11 protein-coding genes are annotated in these 12,114 nt (G+C 69.9%); 4 read left to right on the top strand and 7 right to left on the bottom strand.

Going from position 1 to position 12,114, the window contains the following annotated elements:
- Positions 1-63: 63 nt before the first annotated feature.
- The 7 genes from OG207_RS21930 to ddaH all read right to left on the bottom strand — a co-directional run bounded on the left by OG207_RS21930 (position 64) and on the right by ddaH (position 7,112).
- Positions 64-429: a Rieske 2Fe-2S domain-containing protein gene (locus OG207_RS21930; RefSeq protein WP_329100178.1), complete on the bottom strand. Its 366-nt coding sequence runs from the start codon at positions 427-429 to the stop codon at positions 64-66.
- Positions 429-1,844: an iron-containing redox enzyme family protein gene (locus OG207_RS21925; protein ID WP_329100177.1), complete on the bottom strand. Its 1,416-nt coding sequence runs from the start codon at positions 1,842-1,844 to the stop codon at positions 429-431. The genes OG207_RS21930 and OG207_RS21925 overlap by 1 nt, the downstream gene beginning before the upstream one ends.
- 72 nt (positions 1,845-1,916) lie before the next feature.
- Positions 1,917-3,002: a 50S ribosomal protein L11 methyltransferase gene (locus OG207_RS21920; protein ID WP_329100176.1), complete on the bottom strand. Its 1,086-nt coding sequence runs from the start codon at positions 3,000-3,002 to the stop codon at positions 1,917-1,919.
- A 304-nt stretch (positions 3,003-3,306) separates the two neighbouring features.
- Positions 3,307-4,659, bottom strand: a complete 1,353-nt coding sequence (locus OG207_RS21915; protein WP_329096518.1) for an IS4 family transposase — start codon at positions 4,657-4,659, stop codon at positions 3,307-3,309.
- A 136-nt stretch (positions 4,660-4,795) separates the two neighbouring features.
- Entirely contained in the window at positions 4,796-5,551 is a 756-nt protein-coding gene (locus OG207_RS21910) for a 2OG-Fe(II) oxygenase (RefSeq protein ID WP_329100175.1), read from the bottom strand.
- Between the two features lie 32 nt (positions 5,552-5,583).
- Complete coding sequence (locus OG207_RS21905) at positions 5,584-6,138, bottom strand: methylated-DNA--[protein]-cysteine S-methyltransferase (protein ID WP_329100174.1); 555 nt, start codon at positions 6,136-6,138, stop codon at positions 5,584-5,586.
- 107 nt (positions 6,139-6,245) lie between these two features.
- On the bottom strand, positions 6,246-7,112 hold the full coding sequence (gene ddaH / locus OG207_RS21900) for a dimethylargininase (protein ID WP_402694728.1): 867 nt from the start codon (positions 7,110-7,112) through the stop codon (positions 6,246-6,248).
- 318 nt (positions 7,113-7,430) lie between these two features.
- On the opposite strand from ddaH, the gene OG207_RS21895 reads away from it, so the two are divergent.
- Genes OG207_RS21895 through OG207_RS21880 form a run of 4 tightly spaced genes read left to right on the top strand, consistent with a single transcriptional unit; the run spans position 7,431 to position 12,113 of the window.
- Positions 7,431-8,741: a SidA/IucD/PvdA family monooxygenase gene (locus OG207_RS21895; RefSeq protein WP_329100173.1), complete on the top strand. Its 1,311-nt coding sequence runs from the start codon at positions 7,431-7,433 to the stop codon at positions 8,739-8,741.
- 55 nt (positions 8,742-8,796) lie between these two features.
- Positions 8,797-9,165, top strand: coding sequence for a cupin domain-containing protein (locus OG207_RS21890; protein ID WP_329100172.1), 369 nt, complete (start codon positions 8,797-8,799; stop codon positions 9,163-9,165).
- Positions 9,162-10,781, top strand: coding sequence for a class I tRNA ligase family protein (locus OG207_RS21885; RefSeq protein WP_329100171.1), 1,620 nt, complete (start codon positions 9,162-9,164; stop codon positions 10,779-10,781). The genes OG207_RS21890 and OG207_RS21885 overlap by 4 nt, the downstream gene beginning before the upstream one ends.
- A 15-nt stretch (positions 10,782-10,796) precedes the next feature.
- Positions 10,797-12,113 carry an MFS transporter gene (locus tag OG207_RS21880; RefSeq protein WP_329100170.1) on the top strand — a complete coding sequence of 439 codons (1,317 nt, stop codon included), beginning with the start codon at positions 10,797-10,799 and terminating at the stop codon, positions 12,111-12,113.
- Position 12,114 lies beyond the last annotated feature (1 nt).

Below are 12,114 nucleotides of genomic sequence, written 5' to 3'. Positions count from 1 at the left end.
CGGGTCGGTGCAGGCCGTTGCACCCGGCGCCGGACGTCCGGCGCCGGGTGCAACGGGATGGGATCAGACCGCCGCGCCCGGGCGGGCGAGATCGGCCGACAATGGCCGGTACTCACGGCTGGTGCGGCCGCATACGTCGGCCGGAGCCGTCGTGGGGCGGGCGGGACGGTCGGGGAACACCGCCGTGACCCGGTTGCCGGTCCGCACGGCCGGGATCTCGTTGCGCAGCCGCGCCGCGGACGTCTTGCGGTCGTGCCAGGGGCAGATCAGCCGGCCGGCGTCCGGTGTCACGCCGGCCAGGTGGAGCGGGCCGCCGCGGTGGGGGCACTGGGCGTTCATCACGAAGCCGCGGCCGTCGACCGTGGCGTACACGTAGGCCGTCCCGGCGACGACCACGCAGTTCTCCCGCCCCGCGACGGGGAAGCTCATTACAGGCATTTGCGGTAGTCCCCCACCGAGTGGATCTCGTAGACGCACTCCTCGGACAGGATGTCGGCGCCGTGCAGCCGGTTGCGCCGGATGACGACCCCCTCGCCCGCCTCCAGCGTCAGTGACGAGCCGAGCCCGCTCTCGAAGCGCATGGTGCCGGAGACGATGTGGCAGAGCTCGTCGCCCTCGTGGCAGTGCGTGTTCGACAGCTCGTTGAACGGCTCGACCAGGTGCGCCACCGGCGCCTGGACCCGACCCTCCTTGAGGGCCTCGTAGACGGGGCCGTGCAGCTTCTTGAGCTCCGGCTGGTCGTCCATCCAGGAGATCTGCGCGACGAAGTCCTGGTCGGCGACCTCCAGGAGCACCCGGTACTCCTCGATGCCCCGGACGATCTCGGGGATGATCCCCTCGCCGTGCGCCTCGATGAGCGGCGCGATGATCTTCTCGCGCGCCATGCGGCCGTGGTGCTGGTCGATGTGGACGTGCTCGGTGAAGTAGGTGGTGTCGACCGATTCGCCGAAGACGCCGTGCAGCAGGCGGTCGGCCCGCCGGCAGAAGTCGACCAGCGAGCTCTCCGTGTAGAACAGGGCGCCGACGTAGCGGAAGAACAGCTCGTGGTTCTTGCCCAGGTAGTGGAAGTAGTTGTTCAGCAGCAGGCTGCTGTTGAGGTAGTACTGCCAGTACCGGTGGAGGTCGGACTTCAGGCCGACGGACTCCAGGGTCCGCTCGAAGAGGGTGCTGTGCTTGGTGTCGTGCACGCCGTAGCCGTACTCGTCGATGACGACCTTGAACCACTCGGACTGGACCGGCCCGTAGTAGCCGAGGACGTTGCGCATCATCGGTGACGCCTCGGACAGGAAGTCGGGTGCGAACTGCACCAGCCACATGCGGGCGGCGCGGGCGGGGTCGGTGGAGCCGGTGACGGCGGCCTCGATCGGTGACAGCTCCTCGCCGCCGCCCATGTCGAGCGAGTCGAGGTAACTGTCCAGGCTCGCCCTGGTCCACTTTCCGGACGTCTCGACCTCGTCGTCGAGGAAACCGAAGGCGTACCGCTCCAGGGCCGGTCGTATTCGCTCCCCGAGCGCGCGGTTGGCCGGACTGTAGAACGCGCGGAAGTCCTCCTCCTTGCCCTCCAGGCCGGACTTGGGGAAGAACACCAGGTCCGCCTCGTAGATCGAGGTGAGCAGGCGCTGTACGGCCAGGCTCGTGTAGTCGAGGATGTTCTCCCGGCCCGGCACCTTGTCGAAGTCGAGGTGGGGCAGGATCTGCGGGCGCAGCTGGCGGCGGTAGGGGTTGTCGTCGTTCTGCCAGTCCAGGTTGTCGAGGAAGATCGGGTTCGTGGCGTACTGCACGATCGCGTCGCGCAGTTCGGTGCCGCTGAGTTCGAACGGGACGTGCTGCGGTGCGTGACTCATTGCGTTCTCCTTGGTCCGGATGCGCAGGAGGTACGGCCGGCGGTACGGGGGTGGGCCCGCCGGCGGTGTCGGTCAGACGTGCACGCTGAGGGAGAAGTCGCTCCACCGGAGCCGGAGCGGGACGCCCTCGCCGGCCTTCACCTGGACGGACTTCTCCAGCGGGACCCAGCCCTGCATCCAGTGCGACGTGGTGTTCTCCGGGGCGTTGGTCAGCGTGGTGCCGGCCGCCATGTCCAGCTCGAACCAGACGACCAGGGCGTGCGCTTCCCCGTCGGTGCTCGCGGTGAGGTCGACCTGGCGTTCGCCCGGCTCCAGGGGGTCCTCGGCCAGGTCGAACTCGACGACCGTGGTGGTCTCGGACAGGAACCGGTGGGGCCAGGTGCCGAGGCGCACCGGCAGGTGGCCCCGGGTTGAGAGCGCGTTCATCAGCGAGACGTCGAACCCGCCGGCCGTGGTGACCTGGTTGAGCCGCAGGATGTCCTCGCTGCTGACCAGCCGGCCGAGGATCCGGGCCGCGGAGGGGAACATGGTCCCGCCGGGCTTCAGCAGGTGCCGGCGCGCGTGCCGGATCGACGGCAGCAGGCCCTCGCCGATGAGCCCGCAGTCGACGATCTCCGAAACCAGTACGTCCACCGGGCCGTCGAGGTCACGGCCGATCTCCAGCGCGGTCGACGGCTTTCCGATCACCGTGATGACGTCGCTGAAGCCGTGGGCGTCGATCACCTGCCGGGCCACCTCCGCGAGCAGCGGATTCATCTCGCAGGTGATGACGCGCGCCGCGCCCGCTCGGGCCGCCGCCATGGCGAGCAGCCCGCTCCCCGAGCCGATGTCCAGCACGGTCGCTCCGGACGGCACGCCACGGGCCAAGGCGCCGGCCAGGGCGTCATTGCGCTCGGTGTCGTTCAGCATCGCGAAGTGCCAGCGGGGAACGGTTCTGCGGGCGATCCGGGTGAAGACCTCGGAGTCGGTGGACGGACGGCCCGCCGGTGTCGTGAGCAGTGCGGACGCCTGCTCGGCTATGTCGTTCATCTCCTGCGCCAGCGATTGCAGGGACGCGGTGATGAGCCGGTGTTGAGAGCTGTTGAGCGACAGGCCCGGACCGTCGGGTCCGGGATCGTGCCCTGATGTCGAGACCTGTGCGCCCTGGACGTGCTGCATGTTCCACCGCTCCTCACGTTGGACCGCCCGATCAGCCGTGGTGCACGACGGCCCGTCAAGATCGGCGCTCCGTCGCAAGGCGACCGTACGGAAGCCCGGTGGGGCGGAACTCCAGCGGAACTCCAGCGCGAGCGGCGGTTCTGCCGGGGGGCGGGCGCGCGGCACGCGGCGCTGACCCGCGGGAACCGCGCGCCGCGGCGGTCCGCTGGAACGGGGCGGCAGGAACCGGGTCCTCGGAGCGGATGATTCCGCCGCTTCCCGGTATAGATGCAACGCCGTTCAGTTAGGGCAGGGCTGGGTGGCGTCAAGGGTCCGTGGTGAGCATGTTGATGCTGATGGTGGCCTTGTAGGTGGCCCGGTCGATGGCGGGTCCGCGGGCGTTGTATTTGGAGATCGCTCGTTTGACGATGCGGTCTTTGGTGCGGACCCGCCGTGGGGGCAGGAGCTGGGCCAGCACGTGGCGGCCGATGGCTCCGACCAGGTCGATGACGGTGTCGGCGATGATGCCCGCGGCCAGGACGAGCTGGTCACGGGCGGCGGACAGTGCGACGGTGAAGCCGGCCCGGTCCGGGTCGGTGCCCGGGATGCTGTCGGTAGCATCCGTCATCGCGGTCCGCAGAGCCTGGTAGGCGACCAGGAGAGCCCAGACCTCCTGGTCGATCCCGGCCGGGGTGCGGGCACGCAGGACCCGTCCGCCCAGGATCGTGGATTTCAGCTCCGCGTAGGCAGTCTCGATTTCCCAGCGTTCGTGGTAGAGCCGGATGAGCTCGGCGGCCGGGTGCGTTGACGGGTCGGTGAGGGTGGTCAGCAGCCGGTAGTGGCCGGTGCGGACCTCTCGGGAAGTGGCGATGCTGATCTCGGCGTCGATGACCCGCACGGTCAGTGCGCCCAGCCGGGCCAGGAATGAGCCGTCGCCGCAGTGGGCCACCGGTGGCAGTCTCCGGCCGGACTTGCAGCGCACCAGCAGGTCGGCGCCGGTGGCGGCGAAGCGGTTCAGCAGTGCGGTGGCAGCGAAGTTCCGGTCGCCCAGCAGCAGCATGCCGGCACGCAGATCGCCCGCCAGTCGGCCCGCGTACTCCAGCTCGCCGGTGCCGGCAGGGCCGAACGCCGCCCCGATCACCGCCCGGGTCCCGCAGGCCACCAGCGCCACCAGCCGGATCTGCGGATAGCCCCCGGCCCCGTTATTGCACCGCTGTTTGGAGAACACAGCGAGGTTCGCCGGGGCGTCCGGCACCGGCAGCAGCGTGCCGTCGACCGCCACCACCAGCAGCCCGCGCCACCGCATGGCGGCCGCCGTCGTGGCCACCGGGCCACGCACCAGGTCGAACAGCGCCTTCAACGGCGCCGCGCCCACACGCTGACGGGCCTGTCGTAACGCGCTGCCGCTCGGTCTGGTGGGCGCCAGGCCCGCCAGACCCGCGCACAATCGGTCGAAGACCTGCCGATAGCCCAGCTCGGCGAACAACGCCCCGGCCAGCAGTAGGTACACCGTGACTCGCGCCGGTACCAGCCGGACCCGCCGCTGAACGGCCCCGCTCGCCGCCAACACTTCATCGACCATCTCGAACGGCACGATCCGGGTCAGCTCGCCGATATGGCCAGGCGCGAACACCCCGGCCGCTACCTTGACCGTCCTTGTTATGGCAGCCTGTTCCAACAGCGGAGCTCCTGTGGTGAGGATGTCTTGGAGGACAAACCTCTTCTACAGCAGCTCCGCTGCCTCGTTCATCGGTCTTGACGAACAGCCCCCGCCCCTAACTGAACGGCGTTGGGTATAGATGTCGTCCTCGGAACTAGCGCGCGTCGTGGAAGATGACGCCCAGCACGTGCCGCTGCCCGCTGAGGACGGCGCTCACGCCGTGCCGCAGCGTCACCCGGCTCCAGCCGCGCACCGAACGCACCGGACGGTGGTCGACCGTGAAGATCAGGCCCTGGCCCTGGGTCGGCCGCCTGACGAGCGGGCGGGACTGGGCGCGCGGGCGCTGTTCGACGAACACGCTCTCCCCGCCGGTGAAGTCCTCGTCCGGGCGGTCGAGCATGATCGCGACCTGGAGCGGGAAGGTCAGGTCACCGTAGACGTCCTGGTGCAGACAGTTGTAGCCGCCCCGCCCGTACCGGAGCAGGAGCGGGGTCGGGCGGTGCTGTCCGGCGGCCGCGCAGGCCGCGACCAGTCCCTCGTGGTCCGGGGCGAAGGCCGGCTGCCCCAGGCGCCGCGCCCACTCGTTGGCGATCAGGGCCAGCGGCGGATACAGCTGCTCCCTCAGGTCCTGGACGAGTTCGGGCAGCGGGTGGGCGAAGTAGCGGTAGAGGCCCTCGCCGAAGCGGTGCCGCGCCATGGTCACGGTGGCGCGGAAGGCCGTGGGGTGGTCGAAGAGTTCCCGCAGCTGCGCACACTGCTCGGGCGACAGCAGCGGCGGGGTCACCGCCACCCCCTCGGAGTTCAGTTCCGCGGCCAGCCCCGTCCAGTCGAGGGTTCCTGGTGCGGGTGGGGCGAAGACCGGGCCGGGCAGTTCGAGGCCGGGGAGCTGGGACGGCTCGTACGCGCTCACATGCTCTGCTTTCTGCAGCGGGGAGGGCGGATTCAGGCGGCCGGTGAGGCCGGGGCTTCGAGGGCGAGCAGATGGCGCTTGGCCTCCAGCCCTCCCGCGTAGCCGCTGAGACTGCCCGTGGAGCCGATGATCCGGTGGCAGGGCAGCACCACGCACAGCGGATTCGTTCCCAGTGCCGTGCCGACGGCACGCGCGGCGCCGGGCCGGTTCAGGGCCCGGGCGAGCTCCGCGTAGGTCGCGGTGGTCCCGTACGGGACGAACTCGGCCAGCATCAGGTTGGTGCGCCGGCTGAACGGGGTGGCGAGCCGCAGGTCCGTCGCGACGGTGAAGTCCCGGCGCGCACCGGCCAGGTACGCGTCGATCTGTTCCCGGGCCTCGTCCAGGACCTTCTGTCCCGGGGCGCCCGCCTCCCCCGGTCCGGCCGGGCGCAGTCCGGCCCGGGCCAGGCGCTCCGCGGCTTCTTCGGTGGTGCCGTAGCAGCACAGCACGAGCGCGTCGTCCGTCGCCGCGAGCACGAGCGGCCCCAAGGGCGTGGGATGGATCGCCACCGTGGCGCTGGCACCGCTGAGCGGACCGGGGGTCGGCATGGCGGGACTCCTTCGTTCGTCATGATCTTCGTTCGTCACGACCCGGCCCACTGCCGGGGCCGTGCGGCGACGGTAGGAACACCGTCGCCGCCGCAAGGGTTGCGCGGTCAGCGATCGCGCAGTTCCAGCGTGCAGCACTTGACGCTGCCGCCGGCCTTGAGCAGCTCGGAGAGCTCGACCCCGATCGGCTCGAAGCCGCGTGCCCGCAGCTTGGCGTGCAGGCCGGTGGCCGCGGCCGGCAGGAGCACGTGGCGGCCGTCGGAGAAGGCGTTGAGGCCGAAGACGGCGGCGTCCTCGGCGGTGGCCAAGATCGCCGTGGGAAACATGGCGCGCAGTACGGCCTGGCTGCCCTGGGAGAAGGCGGCCGGGTAGTACATGACCTCGTCCTCGGACAGCACGGAGAGTGCGGTGTCCAGGTGGTAGTACTCCGGGTTCACCAAGGTCAGCGAGGTGACCGGGAGGCCGAAGAACTCCTGCGCCTCCAGGTGGGAGCGCGGGTCCGTGCGGAATCCGGTACCGGCCAGCAGGCGGCGGCCGACGGTGAGGATGTCGCCCTCGCCCTCGTTGACGAATTCGGGCCACAGCGAGTCGGTGTAGCCGCGCCCCTCCAGCCACCGCAGGTACGCGGGTCCCTCGGCGGTGCGCTCCGCGTGCCGGAACCGGGCCCCGTAGACCTTGCCGTCGACGACGGTGGCGCCGTTGGCCGCGAACACCATGTCGGGCAGGCCCTCGATGGGGTCTATCTCCTCGACCACGTGGCCGAGTTCGAGGTACAGGTCACGCAGTCCCTCCCACTGGCTGACGGCGAGCGCGTTGTCCGTGGCGTGCTGCGGATTCATCCACGGGTTGATCGAGTACGTGACGTCGTAGTGCCGGGGCCGGCACATCAGCAGACGTCGGCGCGTGGCGACCCGTGTGGGGCTCTCGGAACGGTAGAGCGCGCCGGCAGGGGTGATGGGCTCGGTGAGCGGCACGAGGGCTCCTTCTCATGGGGTTTCGATGGAAGCCCGGCTGCCCGAGGGATGGTTCGGCCAGCCGGATGCGTGTGACGCAACTGATCACAAGACCCCATGGAAATGGGGCTCGGAGTTGACCGGAAGTAATCGGGAACACCGGCCAATCAACCCGCCCGCGAGGGCCGTCGCCGAGTTGATTGTCCGTGGCCGAGAAGGCTTCCGGGCAATCGGCCGCGGCCATGGAATGTGGTCATCACCCGGAAGGCAACGCAAGGACGCGAACCGTCCTGCCTGACCGTACGAACCTGTCCACCTGTTCCATCTGGAGGTACTTCCATGGCGCATCGCAATGTCGAACTGCTCGCAGTCGGCGCAGGCCCGGCGAACCTGGCGCTGGCGGTCGCCGTCGAGGAGCTCGCACCCGAGCTGGCCGGTGACACCCTGCTGATCGAGCGCGAGCAGGACATCGTCTGGCAGCGGGGCATGCTGCTGCCCGACGCGCTCAGCCAGGTGTCCTTCCTCAAGGACCTGGTCACCATGCGCAATCCGTGCAGCAGATATTCCTTCGTCAATTTCCTTCACTCGCAGGCACGTCTTGACGCCTTCGTCAACCTGGCGAGTTTCGTCCCTTACCGCAGCGAGATATCCGAGTACCTGCAATGGGTCGCCAATGAACTGGAGACGGTGCAGGTCGAATACGGCCGCGAATGCGCCGGTGTCGAGGCGGTGACGGGCGACGACGGCGAGGTCGCCGGCTGGCTGGTCACCCTTGCCGACGGCGACACCATCGGCTGCCGCTACCTCGTGATCGGTGCGGGCCGTGACGCCCACGTCCCCGCCGTGTTCGACGGTCTGCCGGCCGAGCGCGTCATCCACAGCACCCAGTACACGCAGCGCATCGCCGGGGTGCGGGCCGACCTGCCGCACCGCGTCGCGGTGATCGGCGGGGCGCAGAGCGCGGCCGAGCTGTTCGGCGCCGCGCTGCGGGACCTGCCCGAGTGCAAGCCGACGATGATCATGCGCTCCATCGGTCTGAACGGCTACGAGAGCAGCAAGTTCACCAACGAGCTCTACTACACGTCCTTCATCGACGAGTTCTACGGCTCCTCGCCCGAGGCCCGCCAGCAGCTCCTCGGCGAGATGTACCGCTCCAACTACGGCGGCCTCTCCCCCGCCACCCTGGACGGCCTGTACCGGCAGTTCTACCAGGACCGCCGCACCGGCCGGGAACGCCTGGGCATGCACGCCATGACGGACGTGACCGGCGCCCGGATGGACGGCGACGAGGTCGTCCTGACCCTCGTCGACCGCAAGTCGGGCGCCGAGCGGGAGATGCGCACGGACCTGGTGCTCCTGGGCACCGGCTTCGTCCGCGAGATGCCGTGGGCGGTCAAGGCCCTCGCGGAGTCGATCGGTGTCGAGGAGATCAACGTGAGCCGCAACTACCGGCTCGACCTCGGCCGTCCCGCGACCGCCGCCTGCTACCTGCAGGGTGTCAACGAGGCCACCCACGGCATCGCCGACTCGCTGCTCAGCGTGCTCGCGGGCCGCTCCGCCGAGATCACCGAGGACATCCTGGCGCACCGCCGGACCCGTTCCGTGGAGATCCCGGACGTGCGGGAGCTCGCTCTCGCCGGCGCGGTCTGAGACCCGCGCACCCCCACACGCGCCGTACCCGCCCGACGAGGAGAGACCGAAGCACATGCTCACCCAGCCACTCCACCGCGAAGGACTGACGCACGAGAACGGACTCGATGCGCAGCGGCTCCTGCCCTGGCCCGAGCTCAACGCCCCGTTCGAAGGGTCCTGGTGCGTGATCCGCCCCGGCACCGCATCGACCGCCCACGCCCACCACGAGTACGAGATCTTCATCGCCGTCGCCGGCTCCGCCGTCCTGGAGTCGGGCGGTGTCCGCAAGCCCTTCACGACCGGGGACATCGTCCACTTCACCCCCGGCTCCGACCACCGCGTGATCAACGAGTCCGACGAGGACTTCGAGATGTACAGCGTTTGGTGGGACCTCGACATGACCCAGCGGTTCGCAGCCCGCCACGAAGGAGTCCAGGCATGACACGCCGTACGGTCATCATCGCGCCGCCGCCCACCCCGAACGGGGACCTGCACACCGGGCACCTGGCGGGCCCCTACCTGGCGGGCGACGTGTACGCACGCTACCTGCGGGCGTCGGACCGGCCGGTGATCTTCACCAGCGGTACCGACGACAGCCAGACTTACGTGGTCGCCAGCGCCGCCCGCGCCGGTCTGACCCCGGAGGAGCTGGCCCTGCGCTCCGCCACCCAGATCCGCGCCACCCTGGAGGCGGCCGGCGTCTCCGTCGACGGCTTCGCCCCCTTCGACAAGGGCTACCGCCAGACCGTCATCGACTTCGTCACCGACCTCCACAGCGAGGGGGCCTTCCGGCTCAAGACGGTGCTGCTGCCGTACGTCGAGGCCACCGGCGAGTACCTGATGGAGGGCCTGGTCGCCGGCGACTGCCCGGTGTGCCTCGTGGAGAGCCGCGGCGGACTGTGCGAGTCCTGCGGACACCCCAACAACTTCGACGAACTGCTGCGCCCCCGCTCCACCGTCGACCCGGACGCCGTGGTCACCCACCGCGAGGCGCAGATCCTCGTGCTGCCGATGGAGGAGTACCGCGACCGGCTCGCCGACTACTACGTCCGCCACCGCGACGTGCTGCGCCCGCACACCGCGCAGCTCGTCCGGGAGGCGCTGGACCGCCCGCTGCCGGACTTCCCGATCACCTACCCGACCGCGTGGGGCATCCCGGCGCCGTTCACCGAGACCCCGGGGCAGGTCCTCAACGCCTGGGCCGAGGGCATGGCCGCCTCGATGTACTGCACCTGGTACGCGGCCGAGCAGCTCGGTGAGCACACCGACCGCTTCGACGAGCACTGGCTGTCCGAGCACGGCATCGACCTCGTGTACTTCCTCGGATTCGACAACGTCTACTTCTGGGGCATGACGCACCTGGCCCTGCTGATGGCGCACGGCGACCGGTACGTCGAGCCGCACGCCATCGTGTCGAACGAGTTCTACGAACTGGAGAACCAGAAGTTCTCGACAAGCAAAGGCCACGTGGTCTGGGCCGCCGATCTGGTGGCCGAGGTACCGCGCGACCTGGTGCGCTTCTACCTGGCGCTCACCGCGCCGGAGCACTCCCGGACGAACTTCAGCCGGGAGGCGCTCGACGGCCTCTCCAGCTCCCGGCTGGTCGATCCGTGGAACCACCTCGCGGGCCGGCTGGACCAGCTGCTCGCGGGCGTTCCGGCGGACGCGCTGCTGCCGGTCTCCGGGACCGGTGCGCAGGAGGCGGGAATCGTCGTCGAGCGGTTCCGCTCCCACTACGAGCTGGAGAGCTTCAGCCTCCACCGGGCCGCGGACCTGATCGTCGTGCACCTCGACCGGCTGCTGAAGCAGGCGGACCGGGTGGCGGTGGGCGTCCCGAGCGACCTCGGTGACCTGGTTCTCGCCGTCCGGACGTTGACCGCGTGCGCCGCTCCGCTGCTCGTCGACCTCGCGGCCCGTGCCGAACGGGCCGGCGCCGATCTGAGCCTGCCGGCCGGTGCCTTCCCGACCGACCCCGTTGCTCCGCTGCGACTCCCCCTCCTGTCCACCGCGGTCGGGGCCTTCGCGCCCGTGGCCGAGCCGGCCGACATCCGAGCCTGACCTCCGAGGAGCACTGTGTCCACGATCGCCCCGGCCCGTCCCAATCGGGCCGAACGACTGCTCATCCCCGCGACCTTCATCACCAACCTGGGCAACGGCATCCAGCTCACCGCCGCCTCCTACCTGGTCTTCACCGAGGCCAACACCATGCTCGCGGTCAGCTGGCTGATGATCGCCGTCACCATTCCGCAGGTGGCGCTGTCCCTCTTCTTCGGCAAGCTCGCCGACCGGTTCGACCGCCGCACCCTGGCGATGATCTCGGACCTGGCCAGTGCGGCCGCCGCGATCGCCCTGCCGGTCTGGCTGGCCCTCGGCGGCAACCCCTCGACCGTCAGCTACGTGGCCAGCTTCGTCCTGTCGATCTCCGCGGCCCTCTTCTTCCCGGCCAGCAACGCCCTGATCAAGGAGCGCATCCCGGAGTCCCGGCTCGCCCAGTTCAACGGCAACGCCGAGATCGCCATCCAGGCCGGCACGCTCGCGTCTGCGGCCCTCGGCGGCTGGGTGATCGTCTGGGTCGGCACCACGTCGCTCTTCTACTTCAACGCGATCACGTTCCTGCTCTCCGCCGCCCTGCTGTTCTTCATCGGCCGCCGTCCGGCCGGCGCCGGCACCAGCGCCCCGGAGGCCGCGGCCAAGGCCGCCGCGGCCGTCGCCGCAGCCGGCTCCCGCCCGCCGCTGGCCCGACTCGCGCTGCTCTACATCATCGGCAACATCGTCATCATCGTCGGCAACAGCATCATGCTGGTCCTGGTCATCGACGGCTTCAAGTCCAACGCCGGCTACCTCGGCATCGTCGACGCCCTGTTCGGCATCGGCGCGCTGTTCGCGGCCTGGGCCTTCAAGAAGATCAACTCCAAGGCCACCGTGCTGAAGACGGCCCTGATCGGCTACCTCGCCTTCGCGGTGCTGCTGTCCCTGGAGTCCGTCCACCTCTACGCGATGATGGCCGTCATCCCCTTCGCCGCCATCGCCTTCTGCGTGGCCCGCATCTCGGCCCGCACCGCCCTGATGAGCGCGGCGCCCGAGGAGAAGACGGGATTCGTCTTCGGCGCCACCAACGCCTTCGGCCTCGCGGCCGGCACCACCGCCGTCGTCCTGATCTCGCTCCTGGTCGACTCCACCAACGTGAAGAACGGCTTCTACGCCCTCTCCGCCCTGGTCGTCGTCATCGCCTCCCTCACCATCCTCTCGCTACGCAAGCACGACCGTGAGGTCGCCGCCGCCGAGGCCGCCGAGGCCGCTGCCGCCGCCGAACTCGCTTCCGAGCCCGCCGCCGAGACCGTGTCCGTGCCCGCCGCCGAAGCCGCCGAGCCCGTCCCGGCCAAGGTCTGAG

The sequence above is a fragment of the Streptomyces sp. NBC_01439 genome (genome assembly GCF_036227605.1).
Classification (GTDB): Bacteria; Actinomycetota; Actinomycetes; order Streptomycetales; family Streptomycetaceae; genus Streptomyces.
Note: the sequence above shows the minus strand (reverse complement) of the source record. Positions and strands in the feature narration are given on the sequence as shown.